General features: G+C 60.6%; 20 protein-coding genes and 5 tRNA genes. 6 read left to right on the forward strand and 19 right to left on the reverse strand.

Translation table 11 applies throughout. From position 1 onward, the window contains the following. Positions 1 to 4: 4 nt before the first annotated feature. The 7 genes from QP045_RS00125 to QP045_RS00155 form a co-directional block, all read right to left on the reverse strand. Complete coding sequence (locus tag QP045_RS00125) at positions 5 to 334, reverse strand: hypothetical protein (protein WP_422512928.1); 330 nt, start codon at positions 332 to 334, stop codon at positions 5 to 7. After that, entirely contained in the window at positions 331 to 1,596 is a 1,266-nt protein-coding gene (locus QP045_RS00130; RefSeq protein WP_422512929.1) for a VWA domain-containing protein, read from the reverse strand. Before QP045_RS00130 ends, QP045_RS00125 begins: the two co-directional genes overlap by 4 nt. A 3-nt stretch (positions 1,597 to 1,599) precedes the next feature. Beyond that, entirely contained in the window at positions 1,600 to 2,712 is a 1,113-nt protein-coding gene (locus QP045_RS00135) for a TerD family protein (RefSeq protein WP_422512930.1), read from the reverse strand. A gap of 118 nt (positions 2,713 to 2,830) precedes the next feature. Continuing rightward, on the reverse strand, positions 2,831 to 3,307 hold the full coding sequence (locus QP045_RS00140) for a hypothetical protein (RefSeq protein WP_422512931.1): 477 nt from the start codon (positions 3,305 to 3,307) through the stop codon (positions 2,831 to 2,833). Between the two features lie 40 nt (positions 3,308 to 3,347). Then, a complete protein-coding gene (locus QP045_RS00145; protein ID WP_422512932.1) occupies positions 3,348 to 3,740 on the reverse strand; it encodes a hypothetical protein in 393 nt (130 codons plus the stop codon). A 431-nt stretch (positions 3,741 to 4,171) separates the two neighbouring features. Next, positions 4,172 to 5,344 (reverse strand): hypothetical protein, encoded by a 1,173-nt coding sequence (locus tag QP045_RS00150; RefSeq protein ID WP_422512933.1) that lies wholly within the window; start codon positions 5,342 to 5,344, stop codon positions 4,172 to 4,174. 32 nt (positions 5,345 to 5,376) lie between these two features. Continuing rightward, positions 5,377 to 6,927: a DUF2201 family putative metallopeptidase gene (locus QP045_RS00155; protein WP_422512934.1), complete on the reverse strand. Its 1,551-nt coding sequence runs from the start codon at positions 6,925 to 6,927 to the stop codon at positions 5,377 to 5,379. A gap of 642 nt (positions 6,928 to 7,569) precedes the next feature. On the opposite strand from QP045_RS00155, the gene QP045_RS00160 reads away from it, so the two are divergent. Then, entirely contained in the window at positions 7,570 to 10,209 is a 2,640-nt protein-coding gene (locus QP045_RS00160; protein WP_422512935.1) for a PAS domain S-box protein, read from the forward strand. A 203-nt stretch (positions 10,210 to 10,412) separates the two neighbouring features. Here QP045_RS00160 and QP045_RS00165 read toward each other — a convergent pair whose 3' ends face one another. From QP045_RS00165 to QP045_RS00220, 12 genes are all read right to left on the reverse strand, one after another. After that, entirely contained in the window at positions 10,413 to 10,667 is a 255-nt protein-coding gene (locus QP045_RS00165; RefSeq protein ID WP_422512936.1) for a hypothetical protein, read from the reverse strand. Continuing rightward, positions 10,664 to 11,830 carry a DNA/RNA non-specific endonuclease gene (locus QP045_RS00170; protein WP_422512937.1) on the reverse strand — a complete coding sequence of 389 codons (1,167 nt, stop codon included), beginning with the start codon at positions 11,828 to 11,830 and terminating at the stop codon, positions 10,664 to 10,666. The genes QP045_RS00165 and QP045_RS00170 overlap by 4 nt, the downstream gene beginning before the upstream one ends. Further along, positions 11,827 to 12,339, reverse strand: a complete 513-nt coding sequence (locus tag QP045_RS00175; RefSeq protein ID WP_422512938.1) for a hypothetical protein — start codon at positions 12,337 to 12,339, stop codon at positions 11,827 to 11,829. Before QP045_RS00175 ends, QP045_RS00170 begins: the two co-directional genes overlap by 4 nt. A 578-nt stretch (positions 12,340 to 12,917) precedes the next feature. Next, positions 12,918 to 14,108 carry a toxic anion resistance protein gene (locus QP045_RS00180; protein WP_422512939.1) on the reverse strand — a complete coding sequence of 397 codons (1,191 nt, stop codon included), beginning with the start codon at positions 14,106 to 14,108 and terminating at the stop codon, positions 12,918 to 12,920. A 165-nt stretch (positions 14,109 to 14,273) separates the two neighbouring features. Continuing rightward, positions 14,274 to 14,477: a hypothetical protein gene (locus tag QP045_RS00185; RefSeq protein ID WP_422512940.1), complete on the reverse strand. Its 204-nt coding sequence runs from the start codon at positions 14,475 to 14,477 to the stop codon at positions 14,274 to 14,276. Positions 14,478 to 14,499: 22 nt separating this feature from the next. Beyond that, on the reverse strand, positions 14,500 to 14,673 hold the full coding sequence (locus tag QP045_RS00190; RefSeq protein ID WP_422512941.1) for a hypothetical protein: 174 nt from the start codon (positions 14,671 to 14,673) through the stop codon (positions 14,500 to 14,502). 168 nt (positions 14,674 to 14,841) lie between these two features. Continuing rightward, a complete protein-coding gene (locus tag QP045_RS00195; RefSeq protein ID WP_422512942.1) occupies positions 14,842 to 15,087 on the reverse strand; it encodes a hypothetical protein in 246 nt (81 codons plus the stop codon). 186 nt (positions 15,088 to 15,273) lie between these two features. After that, the gene (locus QP045_RS00200; protein WP_422512943.1) at positions 15,274 to 15,531 is read right to left on the reverse strand and encodes a hypothetical protein; all 258 of its coding nucleotides are present in this window, start codon (positions 15,529 to 15,531) and stop codon (positions 15,274 to 15,276) included. 286 nt (positions 15,532 to 15,817) lie between these two features. Next, positions 15,818 to 16,825: a sensor histidine kinase gene (locus QP045_RS00205; RefSeq protein ID WP_422512944.1), complete on the reverse strand. Its 1,008-nt coding sequence runs from the start codon at positions 16,823 to 16,825 to the stop codon at positions 15,818 to 15,820. 82 nt (positions 16,826 to 16,907) lie between these two features. Then, on the reverse strand, positions 16,908 to 17,324 hold the full coding sequence (locus tag QP045_RS00210; RefSeq protein ID WP_422512945.1) for a hypothetical protein: 417 nt from the start codon (positions 17,322 to 17,324) through the stop codon (positions 16,908 to 16,910). Between the two features lie 24 nt (positions 17,325 to 17,348). Next, on the reverse strand, positions 17,349 to 17,540 hold the full coding sequence (locus tag QP045_RS00215; protein ID WP_422512946.1) for a hypothetical protein: 192 nt from the start codon (positions 17,538 to 17,540) through the stop codon (positions 17,349 to 17,351). A 31-nt stretch (positions 17,541 to 17,571) separates the two neighbouring features. Then, positions 17,572 to 17,961 (reverse strand): hypothetical protein, encoded by a 390-nt coding sequence (locus QP045_RS00220; protein ID WP_422512947.1) that lies wholly within the window; start codon positions 17,959 to 17,961, stop codon positions 17,572 to 17,574. A gap of 979 nt (positions 17,962 to 18,940) precedes the next feature. Between QP045_RS00220 and QP045_RS00225 the strand changes: the two genes are divergently transcribed. The 5 genes from QP045_RS00225 to QP045_RS00245 all read left to right on the forward strand — a co-directional run bounded on the left by QP045_RS00225 (position 18,941) and on the right by QP045_RS00245 (position 19,842). After that, positions 18,941 to 19,016, forward strand: a tRNA-Thr gene (locus tag QP045_RS00225). A gap of 366 nt (positions 19,017 to 19,382) precedes the next feature. Continuing rightward, a tRNA-Ser gene (locus QP045_RS00230) sits at positions 19,383 to 19,474 on the forward strand. A gap of 7 nt (positions 19,475 to 19,481) precedes the next feature. Next, positions 19,482 to 19,571 (forward strand) — tRNA-Ser (locus tag QP045_RS00235). Between the two features lie 34 nt (positions 19,572 to 19,605). Next, positions 19,606 to 19,695, forward strand: a tRNA-Ser gene (locus QP045_RS00240). Between the two features lie 59 nt (positions 19,696 to 19,754). Next, positions 19,755 to 19,842, forward strand: a tRNA-Ser gene (locus QP045_RS00245).

Consider the following 19,842-nt stretch of genomic DNA (forward strand, 5'->3'; position numbering starts at 1 on the left):
TAGCTCAGATCTGGCGCGAGCTCTCGACAAGCGCTTCAGCCAGTTCGCGCATCCCAGGGAAATTCTCGAGCAAGGAGACATAATGTCCCTCATTCTGAGAAGTGTGAAAGCCGCGACCTTCCACCTCTTCCAGAAGCTGGACGTCTTGCAGACGCCCATTCACGGCCTCGATGTAGATGTCGCGTGCTCGTTGCAGCCCTTCAGGGATACGTGTCTGCCACGGGACTATGCCGATCATTCGGCCTTCGGTCCCTGCTGGCATGAACATCGCGTGGTTCGACCGTAGCGCGATGGATGCTAACAGCCCTGGGGTGAGCGGACGGTTCTTGATCATCTGAGCACTCCTGCTGCTTTGGCTTTTTCCAGCCACTCGGGGTATTCCGCCATCATGAGGTCGTAGAGGTCGGCGTCTGAAAGCGCGTCTGGCTCCTCGACAGCGAAGAAGTTCGCGTTGTCGACGAGACGCCCCGGCATCGTGTCCAGCATGGCCAGAAAGTCGAAGCCTTTTGGTAACGTCGAGCGTCCGCGCTTGAGGCCACGGGGAAGCTCTCCGACAGCCATAAACTGCCAAAAGATGCCCTCTCGCGAGGCCTCGACGATCTGCGTCTCGGTAAGTCGCGGGTCGTTCGTTCCACCGTCGGTCAGGAACATGACGTAGACCGGGACGCGGCCGAAATCCGGTTGGGAGCGGTAATGGTCCCGGATCATCCGCATCATCTTGCCGTAGTACGTATTCGGTTCGAGGCCGGTCCGCTTCATCAGGCGCGAGGTGAAGGTGCGGTACGTGTCTGTGGTCTCCTCGCCAAGCCAGTGAGCATTGGCGCCGAAGGCGCAGGTGTCGATCGCGCCATCATCGTCGATGTTGAGGGCGAGGCCCAGACACCGCGTCACCAGAGCGTCGACCGAACCCCGAAGGTAGCGGTCTCGCATGGAGGCCGAGATGTCGGTGGCGAGGCAGATCTTCGCGGTGAGACCGCTAAGACCACGCTTGGACAAGCTAACGCGCGCAGTCTCTGCGACCGCGGCGAGGTTCGCGTCACGCTTTTGAAGATCGACCAATCGGTTCTTGCGAAGGTCGACCAGGCCGGGGGATGGTTCCGGCGTCGATGGCTCAACATCTACGCCGTAGGAGCGCGCTAGGGGCTCCATCCCGCCAGCAAAGCCCTGGCCAACAGCGCGAATTTTCCAGCTGTCGGCACGACGATAGATCTCGCACAGGATCAGGGCAGGAAGCGTCTCGTTTCTCGTGGAGTGGCGATAGGACACGCCTTCCTTTGTCGTGACCGTGATCGCGTTGAGCAGTTCGGCGCTACCGCCGTCGACAACGGCACAGAAGACGATGCGCTGGACTTGCGGAGAAAGCCTCGCGAGGTCGACCCGGAAAGTGGAGGTGGTGACATCAAGGGTAACGACATCGTGCCCGTAGAGAGGTTGCCCATAGAAGACGATATCGGCGTCACCCGAGACCTTGCCGTCGGCCCCTAGAACGTAGGCTGACAGATCAACGTCCATGATGGGCGGGTGTCGATCCATCCGGAATTCCAGAACCTGGACGTCGGCGGTGAGCGGCAGGTTCGCTCCAGGGGAGAGCTCCATCGACTAATCCTTGAATTCGACCTCGCCGAGGCTGACGTCGAACCTGCCGTCTGGGTGAAGGCGAGGTGCTGCTTCTGCGTCGGTCCCCGGCGGATTGCTGCTGAACATTGCGCCGGAGACGCCGTACGTCTCGACGTGACTGATCGAGATCTCGTCCGCTACCGCGATGTGGCTGATCGCGACCCAGTATGAAAATTCATTGGGGTTCAGCAGAGGAATGGTGACTTCGTTGCCAGCGTGGTCTGTCAGGACGACTTTCGGACGATAGCTTTGGAATGACCCGGTCCCGTTGCTGAGAGCGCTGTAAGCCGCGAGCAGCGCGAAGCGGATCTCTTCCGGGCGGTGGAGAACGATCTCTTCCATCCCGGCGGCCTGTGAGTCACCGGAGAGGGTGATGAAGGGGGCGCGATCGCGACTGCCGTGGTTGTTCCAATAGACCTTGCCGCGGCGGCCGTCCTTCATGACGTAGAAGCAGTAGAAATCGAGATCTCCGTCGCCGTCATAGCGGCCTTCCCAGATCAGGCGGGCCCGGATTTCTCCTCCCCCCTTCTTCAGGCTGACCTTGCCCTCCTTCTTGAGGGTGACCTTCTTGAGGCTGACAGGGGCCGGTGGCGGCGGGGCCTGCACAACTGGTTCCTCATTGACGTCGATGCCGAACGAACGTGCGAGTGGCGCCATGCCCCCCGTGAATCCCTGCCCGACAGCACGGATCTTCCACTCGCCGTTGCGACGGTAGACTTCAGCCAGGATGATGGCAGCCTCCGGAGCATCGCTCACATCATGCCGGAAGCTGATGCCGTCCGACGTGGACATCTGGATTGCACCGAGTGCCGAGGCAGGCCGCCCGTCTACGACCACGCAGATAGCGATCTTCTCGACGTCGGAGGGAAGTTCCTGCGTCCCGATCGAGAACGCGTTGCCGTTCTGAAGCTGGATACCGACCGCAGAAGGCTGGTTGAAAAACACCATGTCCGCGTCACCTCGAACCTTTCCGTCCGCGCGCAGCAGGTAGGCGGAAACATCGATGTCGGCGCCAGCCGGCTGCTTATCGAATGAGAGGCGCAGGTTGACGCTACGATCTTTCAGCGGCGCGTTTCCGCCCTTGGTGAGTTGCATTGGCTGTCCCTGTTAACGTCGTGTGAGGCGGCTGGGAGCGCTGGCGCGCCCGAGGCAGATGCACTCCGTGGGACCCGCTGTGTGTCGCGGCTTCCGTCTGTGCGTCACAACCTCGCTGTTATGCGATCAGGGCTTCCTGAAGCATCTCGTCCGGGGCCGCCTGGATGAGAATGTGTTCGACGGAAGCATCGTCCCGCCCTTCCAGGGCGGTGCGCACGGCAGATTGCACCTCGTTGGCAACGGGCAGGTCTGCACAGAGGATCTGGATCGTGACCAGGCGCGGCGAGTTCGGCGTAAACCGCTCCTCGGTTGTCTCGCCGTCGCGGTAACCGACACGTTCGCCCCAGGGGCGTAGCGGCTGGACGACGCGCCAGCCGAACGATTCCCAGCGTTCGTCTGCAGTCCAGGGCTCCCGCGTCTGAAGCATGACGCGGCGAAGCTCGCGGGGAAGCAGCCCAGACTCAAAAGTCGCGTCGATCTTTGCACGGTCCTCGTCCGTCGCTGGCTCCGCGCAATCCTTACGCAGCATGTCGACGGGGAATTCGCCTCGTCCTTCGACAACATACGTGTCGGCGTTGGGACGTTGTGACGCCATGTACTTTCCCCTGGGAGTAAAGGTTGATGGGACGGAATGATTAGGATGCGTAGCGGTAGGTGCCGGGATCATCGAAGCGGATGCCATCCAGCTCCTCGAAGCGGGCGATGGCCTCCTCTTCGGTCTCGTACCGGCGGTAGAAAGATCGGTCGCCCGAACCGAGAAACATCAGAACCCAAGGGTTGGTGGTTGAGACTTCCTCGGTGTCGTATGGGTCGTCTCCCCACGGTACATCGTACAGAAACAGGTGAACCGCAGCGTAATAGTCACCCTCAACGTTAATGCCCCAGGCCGTGTAATCTCCGCCGATTTCCGCGAGTCCCAAGAACGCGTGCGTCGCGTTTTCGCGCCATTGACACGTCACGCGGTTGATCGTGGATACGAGCGGGCTCGAGACGTATGGGGGACGGGGGAGGGTGGCTCTTTCGGCCATGGGAATCTTCTTTCAGCACTTGCGAGGCTGCCTTAGCCTCGTCTTCCGTTTGATTTAAGCAGGCTTATCAGCCTTCGTCGATGGTCCCGGCAGAGGAGGTCTTGAAAGACTTCGTCGGTCCTTCTTTTTCTCGCTCTACAGCTACTATGCTCTCGGCATCCTCCGTTCGAACCACTCTCGACGCCCGGAGATGCCGACCACGCCATCACGGATCGGCGGTCCTTATGGCGTTTTGGAGCTGGCGATCGCGTCAGCCACGGCCTTTGACGCATCACACAGGGACGCGTTCGCCCGGATTGTCTTCGAAGACCTCCTGGCCCACGTAGCGCAGAGCCTCCACCGCCATCTCCGCTTCGGGAAGGGTCAAGGGAACGAGGATCATGGGTTCCCGAGACCGGTTCCGGTTATTGAATGCCGACATAGTCCTACCTTCAGGCCGCGTTTCTCAGGTTGATGAGGGGGCGACCGCTCCGGATTAGCGGTTCGAGGCCGCTGGCCGCGTCGTCGCCGAAGTTGCGGGTGATTTCTTCGCTGCTGACGCCGCTCATCCGAAGCTTCTGTAGCAGGACCTCGCGCAGCGGCGACGTCATGTCCTGGAACGGCAGCAACGAGTTCTGAGGGAACTCACGCGCAAGATCGAGTACCTGTCGCGCCTGCTCGATGGTCTTGGGCCAGGACATCATCGAGAACAGCAACGCGTGCATTTGCCCGGTGCTCTCCGGCCACATGCCCGCACGTTTTGCTGGCGTAGCTTCGAGGAGATCGAGGAGAGTGTGCCCACTTTCCACCTGGTCGTAGATTGCCAGACAGCCGACAGCCAGGGCGGTACCGACAATGCTGCTGCCTCCCCAGAGGAGCTCTTCTCGAGCTTCCGTCGTCATCTTGCCGCCGGTCTGGCGGAGAACCTCCCAGATCAGATCGGAGAAGCTCGTCCAGTTGCGCGGATTACCGTACGCGATCAAGTTATGCTTGAGCGCATATTCGGTCATGCAGAAGTGACCAACGTTGTGCTTCAGATAGGCGACCACCGCCGGGTGAACGTTGTAGATCGCAGCGAAATCCGGGATCCACTGATCAAGGGACGCGACCAATCGAAAGTTCATGAAACGGCCGCGGGTCGCGTTGTCCATGTGCTGAACGATGGTGCCATAACTGCCGATGTTGCCGGCAGCGACCAGAAGGTCGTCCTCGCCTACCTTAATCTCGTTGAGACGGCGCTCAAGGAAGAACCCGAACAGCGGCTTTCGCACCATATCGTGCGCCGCGGAGAATTCGTCAAAAAAGTAGAGCTTGGCCTCATCGCTCTTAATCTGGAGCCATTCCGGTGGGTACCAGATCGTGCTTCGAGTCTCTACGTCCTGCATCAGCGTGCCAGCCGCGGTATCGGGCGCCCATCCGGATGCTCGCCGATCGACCATGAGATAGCCGAATTCCTTCGCGATCTCCCCGACGATGAACGATTTGCCGACGCCCGGTTCCGCCTCGATGTAGATGGACTTTCCGGCGTTGCGGTAACGTCGAAGAACCCTCTTCATTTGGCTAGGGCTCAGTTCCGGAGTCTCGCAGTTGATCTGCTCGGCCAGCGCGCTGTTGTTGGAGGTCATGTCTGCTTTTCCTAAGGTTCGGGTCGTATGCCTTACGCGGCCATTGCAAGAGCGGCTTCGTCCAGGGCGATTCCGGGTTCGCGAGCCATCACCACGATGGTCCCGTATTCTTCCAGCCCGGCGGTGCCCCCCCCCGGAGTGATCGCCCAGATGACCGGGATCCGCGGCTTTTCGGGCAGTGCAACGCTGACATAGCCATCCGTCATCAAGACTACTGCTTGGTGGCTTTGCTGCTCAGCATAGGCGAAGAGTTCTTCCATGAGAGTTGTGCCTCCCCCTCCGCGCAGTCCGTGCTGCAGCACGAGGTCGAAGTCGCTGCGGTCCCGGATCGTGATTTTTTCCTGGATCCCGTCGTCCCAGGTCACCAGGTCGATCTCGGCATTCTTCATCTGGGCCATTGACCAGATCTCAGCGCAACAGCGCTCAAGCTCGCGTGTCATCGAGCCTGAGACGTCGAGCCCGACGAGGATGCGAGGCCGGGGGCTGTAGATCGATGTTCCGTGCGACACAGGGAGGTTCCGGTTGCCCATGGCGATTGCACACAGCGTCACGTTGCCAGGGCGAGTGTAGCTCTCGCGCAGCTGCGTCCCGAGCGCTCCGTCAATGACATCGCGGATGATCCGGAACCAGGGGACTGCTGGAGCCGGCAAATCGGCTGACAAGTTCATGAGCATTGACCCGTGCCCCGTGCCCGCGGCCTTTATGCCTTGCACGACGGCTTGGACACGACCTCGAGCTTGCTCGATCTCGTCTTCGATCGCCTTCACGATCTGTTCGGACGAGTGACCTTCCTTGATCATTCGGCGAACGTCCTCGACGTGCTCGCGCAGATCCCAGGCGTCGTCCTTTTCCATCTGCTCGACGGCCGTCTCAGGGACCGGCCGACTATCGCCATGGCCCTCTTCGCCGTGACCCTTCTTCGGACCGGCGCGACCACTTTCCGGTCCTTGCGACGTGCATGCACTTCCCCCCTGCGGCTGGCCGGTCATCGGGTGCTGGTTTCGGTAGCGCCGCATCGCAAAAAGAGCCCAGACCAGCCATTCGTACAGCACCTCAACCCTTAGGTCGTGGTAGATGGAAGGGCAGTAGTCGGAAGGCGGCGCCTCTCCAGTCGTCTCCACCACCTCAGCGATCGTGTCATGGATCGTGGTTCTCATTCGGCAGGGCGGGAAAAGCTTGGGAGCCTGGAACAGGCCTGTCCGCATCATCGGGTTCGCTTCGATGCCCTCATTGATGACGACATCAGCGGCGTAGTTCCAAAGGGCCGGGAACAGATAGCCGTGCCGCATCATCCATAGCATCGCGCGAGCGGAGTGCAGATAGATACCATGGCCCAATTCGTGCAGGCAGATATACGTCCGTTCCGGGAGATCGAGGCTCTCGTACTTGGGGCCGTACTCGACCACCTCGCCATCCGTACAGGCGATGATATGTTTGTCCTTCTCCAGCGTCCGGTAGTGCTTGAGCTGGTGGAGGAAGGTCATGAGGAAGGGGTCCGTCATGAGAATGCTGTTCGCTTCATCGGCGATGTTCATCCGCTGCCGGGATGCGTCCCCCCGACTACGAGCCTTGAGCATTCCCATAGTTTTTCCTCGTCTATCATCAGTGCCGTACCTGTAATGCGGTCAGGGCTAGGTTGTGGTTGAGGTCGCCTGTGAGCGCAGCAGTTCCAGCATCAACTCGCGGCTTTCGCATGACAGACGGAGCCATGGAGTGTGTGCCTTCTCATCCTCGATCTTGGCACATAGCCGGGCGGCTCGGCCGAGCGCGCTGCTAGCCCCGAGGCAGCCGTGGCGGTCGCGTACTGCGATGCAAGCGCTTCGGAAAGCCGCCGCCCGTACCGCGAAGCCGAGATCGCTGCCGAATCCGGAGCCTCTTTCCATTTCGGCGATAACCAACCGGACGTGGGTCGCGCTCAAAGTGCAGGTTCCACCGGGTATCCCGGGGTGATGAAGCGTAACGCGTTCCATTTTCGCTCTCCTTGTGGGGTCGGGGCTGCGCGCGCGGAAGCACTCGCATTTTATTCTCCCCACGGCTTGCACTCATCCTAACTTTGAAACAGAAGGCCCCCACGTGGGCGGAAGGGCACATTCATCCTATAACGGTACCGGAGCACAGGGGCTATAAGTCTGTTCGGACTTCGCGGCCCCGGCCCCACAGCCTCCTCCGAGGCGAATTTATAGGCACCCCCGGCTGACAGGGGGCGTCACACTGGAGCTATCGTCGTGTCGACCAATCACTCTATCCGCAGCCAGAGCCGCTTTGTGTGGGCGGCGGGCGCGGTCGTCATGTTCGGTCTCGTCCTCCTCGGAATGGCGATCATGTGGAGCGAGGTTCGCCTCGCGAGTAGCCGCGACGCGCTAGACAACTGGCGCGCAAAATCGCTCGAGGTCATCATCGCATCCGATAATGCGCAATCAAAGATGCTCGATCGCCAACGCATCATGCGCGGCTTTGTGATGACTGGCGACCCCGCCTCGTTGAGGGGGTATGACTTCGGCGCGATGCAGGAGGCGCTGTGGGAGCTCGAGCGCAGTGTGCAGGACGACCGGAAGCAAATCCGGCGCGTAAGAGATCTCTACCCGATTATCTTGGACCTCTCTGTGCGGACCGAGCGGGCACGAATGCTCGTTGAGCGCGGCCAACGCACCGACGCTTTGAAGCTGAGTTCGTCGACCAATAGCGACCAGGCGATCACGAAAGCCAAGAGCATCTTCGCCGCAATCGTCGATGCGGAGCGGGCCTCGCTCGCGCGCCGTCAGACGCAGGAGGCGAAGGTTGACCAGCTTTCCGACATTTCCGTTTACGTCGTGGCCCTGTTCGGCGCGTCTCTGGTGATCATCGCCGGCGCGGCGGGCTGGCACCTGCTTCTCACGAAGGCGGAGCTACGCGAGGGGCAGCTGGCAAAGCGTTTGGACGACGAGATCCGGTCAAGCGAGGAGCGGATGCGTATCGCTCATGAGGCCACGGGAGCGGGAACCTGGGAGTTCGATCTTACCAGCAAAGCGCTCGTTTGGAGCCCGGAGATGTACTCGCTCTACGGATGTCACGCCAGAAAGAAGATGACCGTCGAGGAATGGAGCGGACTGATCCACATGGATGGTGTGGATGGCGCTTCATTTTTCGGCGAAGCCGGTTTGAGGGTCGGAAAGAGCATTCGGCAAGACTTCCGGATCGAGGTCGCCGGCGGTGAGCAGCGGTGGATCTCATCCCGCGCGCACGTGGTCCGCGGGGACGCCGGGCTGCGGCTCATTGGTATGGATCTCGACGTCACCGAGCACCGTCAGATGTCCGAGCAGTTGGAGATTCTGAACCGCATGCTCACCGCAGACGTCGACGAGAAACGCCGGGAGCGGGAGAGCATGTTCACCAGGTCTAAGGACCTGATGTGCATCGCCCGCTATGACGGGTCCCTCGTTTCGGTGAACCCTGCTTGGGAGGTTATCACAGGCTACAGTGAGAAGGAGTTGCTAGGGCGGCAGTGGCTTGACCTGGTAGTGTCCGATGACCGCGAGCGCGCGCTTTCCCGTGTGCCTGATCTCGAATCGGGCGGTGCAGTTAGCAACCTGGTTGTGCGCGTCGAAACGCGCGACGGCCGGACAGTCTGGCTGGACTGTACCTTGGTCTCTGAGCCCGAAGGCAGGAGAATATACGGGGTCGCGCGGGATATCACGGAGGCGAGGCTCAACGAAGAGAAGCTCCGCAGTGCAGAGCAGCAACTTCAGCAGATGCAAAAAATGGAGGCAGTGGGGCAGCTGACCGGTGGGATTGCGCATGACTTCAACAACATGCTGACGCCGATCGTCGGGAACGTCGACATGCTGGCGAGGCTGCATGCAAATGACCCCAAGTCCCAGCGGATGCTGGCAAGCGTGCGCCAATCGGCGGATCGCGCGACCACACTGGTGAGCCGCCTACTCAGCTTTGCGCGCAAGCAGCACCTCGAGCCACAGGTTGTTGACGTGGTCAGCCTGGTCACGGGGATGGAGGATCTTGTGTCGCGGGCTCTCGGCCCTCTGTTTGAGGTCACGATCACGGCTGAACATGGTGGCGGCGTGGTGAAGGTTGAGCCCAACGCCTTCGAGAACGCTTTGCTCAACCTTTGCGTCAACGCCAAGGACGCGATGGCTGAGGGCGGTCCGCTCGAGATCTGCATCAGGCATGGCGCCATCGCTTCGGTTACTGATCTAGGCTTGCAGCCCGGAAACTATGTGGTGGTCTCTGTAAGAGACAGAGGACACGGGATGGATCAGGCCACCATGCAGAAGGCGGTAGAGCCGTTCTACACCACGAAAGCTGTCGGGAAGGGGACGGGGCTGGGGCTGTCCATGGTAAATGGCATGGCTGTACAAGCTGGTGGCCGCCTTATCCTGAAGAGCCAGCCGGGTCGCGGGACCGTGGCATCGATCTGGCTCCCGCGGGTGGACGCAGATGCCACTGCGGTTCCGGTAGCTTCATCACCGGCTCCAATCTCGATTGCGCGTCCCCTTCGGATCTTGGTTGTCGATGATGAGCCTCTAGTGCGGCACAGTATGTTGACGATGTTGGAGGCGGTTGGTCACTCTGTGGTGGGAGCTGAGGATGCGTCGGAAGCTCTGCAGACGCTTACGAAGAGTGACGATTTCGACGTATTGGTGACCGACCATCTGATGCCGGGGATGACGGGTCTGGATCTGATCGCGCGGGTGAAGCGGGACATGCCCGGCATGAAGACGCTTTTGGTCACGGGCTATACGCAGATGGAGGGCGATCCCAGCGTGCTCCGCCTGGGCAAGCCGTTCTCTGCCTCCGGTCTGGCTTCGGCAATCGAGGAAGCTTGCCGAAGCGACAATATCGTGCGGCTCAAGTCTCACCGCACAGCATGATGTTAGCTCGGCCTTCGTACGCGCTTTTGGGTGAGGGAGACCGCTAGGCCGAACTCTATGTCTCGCTAGTTGAGCGTGTGTTGCCAGCCTGGGTCCACCGCGATTGTGCGGCTGCGCTGTCTGCGGCCGCGGGCAACGCTGCCACGAGGTATTCCGGGCTCTCACGGGCGGCGCCGTTCCTTGCGCCTCTCCGGACCACTGCCTTATTCGTCGAACGGGTTGCTACGCGACGTGACGTTGGGGGACGGTAGAGCGTCGGGAAGGTCCATTTCGCGCAACCTGGTCACCATATCCGCGGTGATCCGAGCCAAGCGTTCGGCCAAGACCAGTCCCTCATGCGTGGCTTCGATCGTAAGGGAGCCGTAAAGTGCGACGGAATCGCCGGCATCTTCGATCGTCAGGTCCCCGATGCCAATGCTATCTGCCCCATCAGCGAACGGCCGGAATTCCTTGCTCATCGTTTCTCTCCGTCTCGGGCGCGATCTTGATTGCGTGCGCGGAAGCGGGCTGCGGGGTCCACTTGAGGGGTCGCCGACCACGAGCCAGCTCCCGGAGACGCCGGTGATGTGGCGGCGGTTCCGGACGTCGTGACCTTACGACCACCGTTCGAGCCTACCGTACCCGGCACAAGACCGTACTTGGCTTCGCTGTTTTCGATGGCGTGACAGTGTCCGTAATGCGGATTCTCCGTCGGTCGCCAAGGCGCGTTGCAATTGCGCTTGTCCCACGGCGGGGTGGTTACCTGTGTCTGCTGGGAGCCGCGGGAGGACTTCGCTCCCTTCTTGCCGGGCTTCTCGCCCGTGGCCATGTTGGCATCCGCCAGCTTGGCATCGAGCCCAGGGAAGGGGTTTATGCCGGAGAAGCGCGTGAACTCGGAGACCGACATGGTCTTCCACACCGGATAATCGGTGTTGCTTGCGATGTAGACGGTTGCGCCTTTCTCGGGGATCATGATCGCCTTCCAGACGTGGCTGGGGATCATGATCCGATTGTTGATCACGGCTACGTTGCGTCCGTTGAACACGGGTCCTGTGACAATGAAGATACGCTTCACGTCGAAGGCCTGGTCGCGGAGGTCGCTCTCCAGATCGCTCCAGGATCCGCGATTGAGCTTCGGAGCCTGTGGAATGATGTTGGCCAGCGAGAAGCTTTCGGCTTGCGCCGCCCGCGTAGGCATGTTCCCAGATGGTGCGAGATGGCCCCGGTCGTACCCCGATCCACGATAATCCGCGAGCTCGGCGCGGGGAGAACTCGCGCCCTTAGGTGCGTCCTTGGCGGCCAGCCGCGGCTCAGGGTAGAACTCGTCACGACGCTCAAGCTTCCGCGCGAAGCGAACGGTCGTGGCGTCGATCATCTCAGCAGACCACATCGCGGTTCGTGAGATGGGCGAGTAGCCGACTGAGAAGGCCCGGTAGCAGAGACGCTTCATGTTCTTGGCAAGGGATGCCTTGACGACCACCGGCTCGCGGCCGCCGTAATAGAAGCGATCGCAGCCCGTCTTGACGTGAACGGCAGCGACATCATTCACACGGTTCTGGTTGGCCGGCTTCTTATCGGTGCACGCCGTCAGCGAAATCGACAGAGCAAGGGTGATACCTAGGTGCTTGCTTGCAGCCATCATGCGAAGGGATCTACCTTACTTCCATAGCGGTCCGTGATGAACCGGTTCACATCATCGAACGACGAGATCTCGCGCCTGGCGAGATCGGCGATTGTGGCATCGAGACGGCTTGCGATGATCTCGAGACTATCCCGGAGAACGTAGCTTGCCGACTTGCCCTTCTCCTTGAAGATCTGGGCCCGGTGGTCAGCAGGAATGTCGATGTAGCTGGCGATCAGGGCCGGGAGATGAACGTCCCGAAGGTCGATAACTTCCTTCTCGGTCGTATCGCCGATGCTGGTCGGGCCCACGGTCGTCAGAATGCGCTGGATCTTGGCCTCGATCGCTTCGACAACCGGCAGGGCGACAGTCGGCAGCTTCGGATGCTCGCTCGCTTTCGGGGCAGGGGGAGCGGGCGGCGGCGGAGGAGAGGCGGAGATCGCCGGATGCGTCGCTGTCTGTTCACCCTGGGGTGGCAATACAGGTGCGACTTGCGGGCCAAATAGTCCCTTCAGCAGATCCTGGATCATGAGCGGCCTCTCTTCGGGAGTTCGATGGGGTAGATGCCAATCAACGCGCGTCCGGAGTATGATAAAGGCCAGAGCAGCGAATGCGATGCTGATGATTAAGAAATAGGGCGTGACGAAAATCGCGGCAGGCACTGCGCTGAACGCTACGGCATTTGCGATGATGGCCTGACGTTTGCGGCGACGAGCGGCGCTTCTCGTTCCGTGGCGATGTGGCGGCCTTGTCGGGTGCCCTCCCTGCGGGACGGAGTTTGCCGGGGGCGCCCTCCGGGCAGACAGTCTCTTCATCTCTTTTCCCGATATCTCTTAGTGATGCCAGCCGCCCGCTTCGAGAGACGCCGGCAGGCGCCATGCAGCGCCTGCCTCCGGATGGTTTGCAAGATCACGAGCATGTTGTCGATCTCAGCGGCGATTGGCGTGTCCTACCCCTTCAGCAGCGGATTGAGCGGCCGAGCACCGCACACCAATCCCTTTCTCGTAAGGCTCTGCAGATCCCTATTATAGGATGGAGTCGCCGCGAAAGCACGAGCTTGCAGGATGGTGTGCGGAGGGGCGGGAGATCGCCTCCTGCCCTCACCACGTTACGACAGCTGCAGGGGTGATCCGGCGTTCTGATCGGCGCCCTGGGCGCGCGCGATATAGGCCTGAGATTTCTCCACTTCGCCGGAGAGCACGTCGACGGTCTGCTTCATGCTGTCGAGGGCCTTGAGCTTGTAGGCGTCGACCGCGTCCATCGTCGCGTAGATGTTCTCGAAAGCCCTCTTGAGGGTTTCCAGCGGGACCGCGGGATTGGTGGCCTGCTCGTGGATCTTTGCCGTATTATCGACAAGTAGACGACCCGTCGACTCGATGACGTTCGCGGTCGTCGAATTGAGCGCGCCGATCTGTTCCATCACAAGCTTCTGGTTGGTAAGTGCCTGCGCGACGGTGACCGCGGTGCGTAGTGCCGCCACGGTCGTGGTCGATGCGCGGTCAACGCCCTTGATCAGCTCGATGTTGTTCTTCTTCACCAGGTCGAGCGCCAGGTATCCCTGAACCGAGACTGCCATCTGGGTCAGCAGATCAGTGGTCCGCTGCCGGACCTGAAACAATGCGGTCTCCCGGATAGCCTTGGCTTTCGTGGGGTCGGTGGCGTCGAGATTGGCGGCCGTATCCTCGAGCTTCTTGTCGAGTGCCTTGGCCAGGTAGATCATCTGCTCGAGCTGGCCCATCACGTTCCATAGCCGGCTTCGCTCACCATCGATGGCCGCGTTGTCTTTGAGCAAGTTGTCCTTCCCGGTCATCATGCTCTGCAGGATCGCCGAAATATGCTTCTGTGCCGGCGTGTATTCGTCGAAGTAAGCCTGCAGCTTCGAACCGAACGGGATAATCCCCAGAATGCGCCGTGGTGACAGCAGGTTGCCGCGCTTCCCCGGGTCGAGCCCTTCCACGACGTTACGGAGCTTCACCAGGTCCGCGCCGACACCGCCCTCGCTGTCCATTGCCTTGATCGGGCGCTCGAGGAACCGGTTGGACGCGGACGCTGCCTCGACGACCTGCTTCTGCCCCATGTTGGCGATGGAATCCGTCTGTTTGCCGAAGTCAGGGCTGTTCGTCGGCGTGGCGACAAGACGGTCAACGAATTCGGCGACCTTCCGTTCGAGCTCGCTCTTCTTGCTGTCGTCCACAGGCACCAGGCCAGCCGTTTTGTCGAGGGAGACAGCGGGAACTGGCGCTGGCGGCGTCAACGAGAAGGTTTCGGTTGGCGGGCTCAGGGTGGTCGTGCGGGTCATGATGTCTTCCTTGCTTTGTCCGCAGGCCGCGCGAGGCGCTTGGCCCTTATAATGCTTTCTGCGCCGAAAGGGTGGCGGCTTCCCGTCTACGCGAATTGAATGCAGGGCTCGTCGTGCGCGTTCTCGCGCGTCGAATGCTCGGGGTCCAGAGGTTCGGGCTTCGCGTCAGGGTTTGGACGTCTCGACCGGCAGAACATGCGACGCCAGCTCGCTTAGTGCGTTCGCCGCTCTCTTCACCAGGTCATCGAACTGCTCGTCGCAGATATGCCCGTCGCGCCAATCTACCAGCGCTTGCTGCAGAAGGTCACGAATCCCTATTACGCACGTGGTGTCGAAACGTGCGCAGTATTCGTCATAGTCGTAAGTCATTTTGTCGCCGTTCGGTGCTGTGTCAGTCGTTTGGTACAGGTTTATGCTGCTCTGCGAACTGCGATGCCCGCGTGTGGATCTCGTCGCTGGTGAGGCTGCTGCTCTGCAGGTAACCGACCCACTGCCTGTAGAGGCCGCGCTCCTTGCGCGTGGGGAGTCGCTTTGATCGTAGCGACGAGAAATCGACATTGCCCATTCTGTGGCTCCTACAGAGGATCTACGGTCGGCAACGGAGCAACCGTTCAGGAGGAAAACGGTGACGACGCGGCTCAGCGCGATCGGCGGCGGGAAGGAAGGATGCCGTGGTTGCCGGGGCCATGTGGAACTCCGAGCGGGAGGGCCGGGCAGACGGGGAGGGAAGCCTTTAGCGGGCTTCCAGAGCGAGGTTGTCGCTGATGTATCCGTTACCGTAGGTCGCCATGCCGTCCTCCAGGCCCGTACGATTGTCGCTCAACCACTTGGCCGCGTGATCGGGCAACACGTAGATGTCTTCGCCCTCGGCGGCTGCCTCCACGTCATCCTGCGTGAAGATGCAGACGGCGCAGCCCAGGCTACGAAGCTTATTGGTTGCGGAACTGATTTCGTCCCACTGTTCAGCGGTCAGGGGCATCATAGACCTCGTGTATATTGCGGAAGGATACGTGTGTGCCCTCTGCAGGGCGCGACGGCCGGCGTCCTGGAGAACGATGGCAAGACTTAGGGAGCACGGGTGTGCCGGACGCTTCCTCGTTTCAACGGAACGTCGCCGTCGGTGCCGCACTCGCGGTAGAGGTTGCAGCTGACGGCCTGGCGGCCTTCAATCGGTTTTCAGGGGGTCGCTGTATTTGTGAACGAGTGCCGGGTTTGCCTGATAGTAGGTCAGACAGGCTTCCAGTCCCTGCTCGATCAGCTGGTCGTAAGCAGCCCGATGATCTCCCGTGAGAATGTAGAAGCGGTCCATTTGGCCGACAACGAGCGCGGTTGTGTCAGATCCGTAGATCGCATGGTCGTGGTCGTTGTAGCTGATGTAGAACCCGTCCCCGTCCTGGATCTTGTTGGGGACGGAGATGAGCATTGGGCCGGCTGAAGTTGGAACTGATACGTACTGCATTGGCGTCTCCGGTGGGTAGATGATGGGGCGCCTGGCACGGGCACGATTTGATGGAAGCGATCGGCTGGCCGACGCACTGCTGGTCTCTGCACCGTCACCTGCGAGCAGACCGAGACTCCGGGCGAGACCAACTCACGCAAATGAGGCGTGCCCCCAAGACAGCATCGACTAAAGACAAGGCGCGGACTTCCGACGCTTGGTCAGGCCTTCCACCGGAACTCGGATTGCGGCTGGGGTGTCGCGCCCTCTGTCAGGTGGAAAGCGGGATCGTCAGCTTGGCGTCCAGACCGTTCGCTTTCCAGTCGATGGAGAACTCACCTCGCATAGATCTGGCAACCCGGTCCATAAGCCGCAGGCCTTGGCCGCCCGGGCGTGAGCGTGCTTCGACCAGCCGATCTCCACGCTCTTTCCACAGTATCTCAAGGAGATGAGGGTGGCGGCGGACGTCAACCTCGATAGATCCGTTGCTGCCAAGCGCGCCGTGCTTGTCTGAGTTGACCGCCAGCTCCCCGAGTACCAGCGCAATCGCGTCTGCCATGGCTTGGTCCAGTTCAGCGTCAGAAAGGTCGTCAATTGTGACGGGGCAATTAGCCGTGTCGAACGCGCCCACCAGCGCGGGCATCAGATCCCTGATTCGACATGCAGTGCGGCTGGTGGTCACGAGGAGGGATTGTGCGGCGCCAAGCGCCGACAGGCGCTCTACCATCTGCTCCGCGAACTTTGCCCGGTCGGGTGTGCCGCGGGAGAAGTTGGTGATCAAGCTTGAGATCATGGAGTAGGTGTTGCGCAACCGGTGGCGCATTTCAGCTGTCTTCGTATCGAGCGCATGTCGCACGAGCTCGTTGGACGTCACGTCATGAAGGACGGCGACGAGGCCCCGTACGAGACCGTCGGCCCCATGAACTGGAAACATCGTCCCCTCGAACCAACGCGTGTGCCCTGACTCCCCCGCGCGTTTGACCTGGAAGGAGACGGTCTCGCCAACTGACGAACGTATGCGCGCGGCTTCGACGATCGGGCGGCTTTCGTCCGGCCACAAGTCAGCCCAGGGGGTTCCTGTAGCCCCATGTGGGTCGGAGAGCTCGAGGGCATCTGCTGCACGGGTGGTGATGTGGCGGATCGTGCCGTCGATGCTGATCTTTACACAATCGACGCCTTGTTCGACGATCTGGGCCAAGGTGGTTGTCGGAAGGCTTTCAAACGAGGAAGCAGGACGCTCAGAGCGATCGCGTATCCGGGTGGCCAAAGCGCCGTCCATGTCCTGAACTCCTCACTGGCGTGACGGGTGTCGTCCTGCCCGGAGGTTGAACGTTCCAGATTTCTGGACGCTCCGAAAGGTTTTAGTGAAATTCCTTGGAGATCGTTTCGCCGAACAGCGCCTGTACGATTTGGCGGCTGCCGATCTCGATCGCCGGGTCGGGTTCGAACCATTCACCGTCGATCTCTTCGCCGCGGGGTTCTTCCGTCGACACGAACTCCTGATCCACGTCCGCGTAGAGAGTGGAGGGAAGTTCCTGGATGAACTCGCGCAACATGTCTCCGACCGGGCCCGCGTAAACCCCGGTTGTATCGCCCTCGAGATCCTCAGGGAGCGCACTCCAGTGATCTTCGGTGAAGCTCTTCCAGTCGCCGGATGCCGGGAGTACGGCAAACCGGGGCCCGTGCAGGAGGTCAGCGGCACAGGCAGCCGCAGCTGCGCGGATGTGCGGTGGTACGTCTACGGTTTCACGGATGGCGGTGACGAGGGAATCTCGCATATAGTGTCTCCCCGGAACGGCAGGTCAAAGTGCGTGGACGGTCGTGGCCCAGGAGCCATCGAACTCGACTTCGTGCCGCTCCCCGTACTGGTCCTCGATCGAGAAGATGCCTTCATTGGCGCGGGGCTGGTCGTCGCAGACCTTCTGCACACGGATCTCGACGTCGGCTCCCATGAACCGCATCTCGATCAGGTCGCCTTCTTCAGGACGCTGCATTCTATTTTCCTTTGTGGTTTTCAGATTTCACTCAGCGAGGATCAATCACGCTGCAGGTAGCAAAGCCGCCATGTGGCGGTGCGATCAATGCTCTGCGGGCACCGGCTACGGGCCAGCGCTTGTCGCGGGACCAGTAGAAATCGAGGCCGCCGCCGGCCTCCCGACGGATTTCCGTTTTCAGTTTTGTGCTTTCGCAGGTGTTGGGGTCTGCGAGTAGGATGCCCTTCGCGTAGCACCGGGAGCCGCCACGGGGAGTTGCTTCTACTTCGAACTCGACATCTTCCAGACAGACGCCATAAATGTCTCGCACGCGATGGGAGGTATGATCCTCGATCAGCAGCGCCCGGGCTCCGCGATCATACCATACTTTGACCCGCTTCCCGACCATCTCCAAGGCCGTCGGAGTTTCTGTTGAGCGCATCGAATTTCCCCTTCAGTGTTTGCGGTGAACGTTCTGCGGGAGCGTCACTACCAGCGGATCCGGGGCTTGCTAGGGCGCCTTGTGGTCAAGACGCGTTAGCTGTCGGACGGAGGGAAGAGCGCGGAACGGCTCGCACACCGGGATGTTTGTCGATCGTCAGATCCACACAAACTGGTTTGTCGATCGTGGATTAAACACAAGGCGAATTGCTGATCGTGGGAGTGGCTTTCGCGATCAGCAAGAAGGCCCACGAAGCCAGACGGTCACCCGGAGGGCGAGCTTGTCGATCGTCAGACGCACACAAAGCGGTTTGTCGATCGTGTAATCCACACAAGGAAGTTTGCTGAGCGTAGAACTCGCACCCGCGATCAGCAAGCGGGACTGAGATGCCCGGAGGTCACTCGGTGGGCTTCGGGAAGCCTGCGATTTCGTCCCATATGCGAGCCTCTTCTTCGTCTTCCATATCGAGAATGAGCACGGTAGGGCTAAGAAGGATTTGAGCCCGGGAATCCAGGCAAGCAGCATCTCTGCACAAATTTACCGCTGGCGTCACCGATCGTCTCCTCACGAAACATCGGCTTGAACGTACCACCTCACCAAGGCCGGGGTCCAGTTTTCGGATGAAAGAAACGGGCGGCGCCAACTCTCAGGGGGCCGCCCGAAGTTTGGACTGCTCCGATCTAAGGAGAACCGGAAGGAAGGTTATAGGATGGGACTGGCCGAGATGCCAACCTCGCCTCGGCTTGCGGCAGGATAGATCTGAGGATCGTAGACCGCACGCGATAAATAAGTCTTGACCAGGGTTTCGTACCGGTACATGATTCGCCCATGTTCACGAGCTCATCTTCGAAGACGTCTAGTAACTCAACCTTTTAGGGTTGGGCGCGTCATTGCGTCCGATCCGAGAGGGGAGGACGAAGCGAAGATGAAAGGGGCGGAATGCTCCGCGCCATCGAGCTGAAACCTCCCCGATCCACGTGCTGCTGTAGCTTAGATGGAAGCGCACCTCACTCGTAGCGAGGTGGCCGGGGGTTCGAACCCCTCCAGCAGCACCAGTTTTTTGCGATCGCAGTATCGCGACAGGAAACGGCGCTGCCGTAGGAGGTGTATTGTTGATGTCGGATCGTCCTGTAAGCCTTCAGGCTGCACTTGTTCTGAGGCGAGCACAAGCTGCCCGAGATCGGGCGGCGGCCGCCTCCGCCTCGAGGCCGCGGCGGACTGGCTTTATTCTCTCCTGGCTCTTCGGGGCCGAAAAGCGGGAGGTTGATTGCCAAGTGGAGAGTGAACCTCGAAGATTTGCTGCGTGACGTCGAAGGGAAGCAGCATAATTGGAGAAGGATTGCGATATTTGATCGAAAGACTGTGGCGCCGGAGGTCTGATTGCTCTTGCCGTGCCATGATCTTTTGATCATGTGCTTAGCGGAGCTGTGGTCGAGTGGTTTAAGACGGCCGGCCTGAACCCGGCTCTGCGTCGCGAGACGCAGCCTGGGTTCGAATCCCAGCGGCTCCGCCAAGTACACGGAAAGTTGGCCGAGTGGTTTAAGGCACCGCATTCGAAGTGCGACGTAGGCGCAAGTCTACCCAGGGTTCGAATCCCTGACTTTCCGCCAGTTTCAGGTTACGGCGACTTCGACGCCGATATGCGGAGCGGTGGCCGAGTGGTTTAAGGCACCTGCTTGGAAAGCAGACGTAGGCAAAAGTCTACCGGAGGTTCGAATCCTCTCCGCTCCGCCAGCATTTGCCGACGCCTATGTTCGCGCACATGTCGCGAGCCGGGAGCCGGGTTTGGTTATGGACGGGTGGGTGAGAGGCCGAAACCACCACATTGCTAACGTGGCGAACCGAAAGGTTCCGTGGGTTCGACTCCCACCCCGTCCGCCA

Origin of the sequence: Sphingomonas sp. 3-13AW (assembly GCF_049311085.1) — a bacterium.
Taxonomy (GTDB): Bacteria; Pseudomonadota; Alphaproteobacteria; order Sphingomonadales; family Sphingomonadaceae; genus Sphingomonas.

What these genes read in the sequence shown, in the direction of transcription:
- QP045_RS00165 (WP_422512936.1), bottom strand. Translation starts at nt 10,667, where the DNA reads ATGAGCAAGGAATTCCGGCCGTTCGCTGATGGGGCAGATAGCATTGGC.
- QP045_RS00180 (WP_422512939.1), bottom strand. Translation starts at nt 14,108, where the DNA reads ATGACCCGCACGACCACCCTGAGCCCGCCAACCGAAACCTTCTCGTTG.
- QP045_RS00170 (WP_422512937.1), bottom strand. Translation starts at nt 11,830, where the DNA reads ATGATGGCTGCAAGCAAGCACCTAGGTATCACCCTTGCTCTGTCGATT.
- QP045_RS00150 (WP_422512933.1), bottom strand. Translation starts at nt 5,344, where the DNA reads ATGACCTCCAACAACAGCGCGCTGGCCGAGCAGATCAACTGCGAGACT.
- QP045_RS00135 (WP_422512930.1), bottom strand. Translation starts at nt 2,712, where the DNA reads ATGCAACTCACCAAGGGCGGAAACGCGCCGCTGAAAGATCGTAGCGTC.
- QP045_RS00215 (WP_422512946.1), bottom strand. Translation starts at nt 17,540, where the DNA reads ATGCAGCGTCCTGAAGAAGGCGACCTGATCGAGATGCGGTTCATGGGA.
- QP045_RS00140 (WP_422512931.1), bottom strand. Translation starts at nt 3,307, where the DNA reads ATGGCGTCACAACGTCCCAACGCCGACACGTATGTTGTCGAAGGACGA.
- QP045_RS00155 (WP_422512934.1), bottom strand. Translation starts at nt 6,927, where the DNA reads ATGGGAATGCTCAAGGCTCGTAGTCGGGGGGACGCATCCCGGCAGCGG.
- QP045_RS00190 (WP_422512941.1), bottom strand. Translation starts at nt 14,673, where the DNA reads ATGGGCAATGTCGATTTCTCGTCGCTACGATCAAAGCGACTCCCCACG.
- QP045_RS00200 (WP_422512943.1), bottom strand. Translation starts at nt 15,531, where the DNA reads ATGCTCATCTCCGTCCCCAACAAGATCCAGGACGGGGACGGGTTCTAC.
- QP045_RS00220 (WP_422512947.1), bottom strand. Translation starts at nt 17,961, where the DNA reads ATGCGCTCAACAGAAACTCCGACGGCCTTGGAGATGGTCGGGAAGCGG.
- QP045_RS00185 (WP_422512940.1), bottom strand. Translation starts at nt 14,477, where the DNA reads ATGACTTACGACTATGACGAATACTGCGCACGTTTCGACACCACGTGC.
- QP045_RS00175 (WP_422512938.1), bottom strand. Translation starts at nt 12,339, where the DNA reads ATGATCCAGGATCTGCTGAAGGGACTATTTGGCCCGCAAGTCGCACCT.
- QP045_RS00125 (WP_422512928.1), bottom strand. Translation starts at nt 334, where the DNA reads ATGATCAAGAACCGTCCGCTCACCCCAGGGCTGTTAGCATCCATCGCG.
- QP045_RS00205 (WP_422512944.1), bottom strand. Translation starts at nt 16,825, where the DNA reads ATGGACGGCGCTTTGGCCACCCGGATACGCGATCGCTCTGAGCGTCCT.
- QP045_RS00130 (WP_422512929.1), bottom strand. Translation starts at nt 1,596, where the DNA reads ATGGAGCTCTCCCCTGGAGCGAACCTGCCGCTCACCGCCGACGTCCAG.
- QP045_RS00145 (WP_422512932.1), bottom strand. Translation starts at nt 3,740, where the DNA reads ATGGCCGAAAGAGCCACCCTCCCCCGTCCCCCATACGTCTCGAGCCCG.
- QP045_RS00195 (WP_422512942.1), bottom strand. Translation starts at nt 15,087, where the DNA reads ATGCCCCTGACCGCTGAACAGTGGGACGAAATCAGTTCCGCAACCAAT.
- QP045_RS00210 (WP_422512945.1), bottom strand. Translation starts at nt 17,324, where the DNA reads ATGCGAGATTCCCTCGTCACCGCCATCCGTGAAACCGTAGACGTACCA.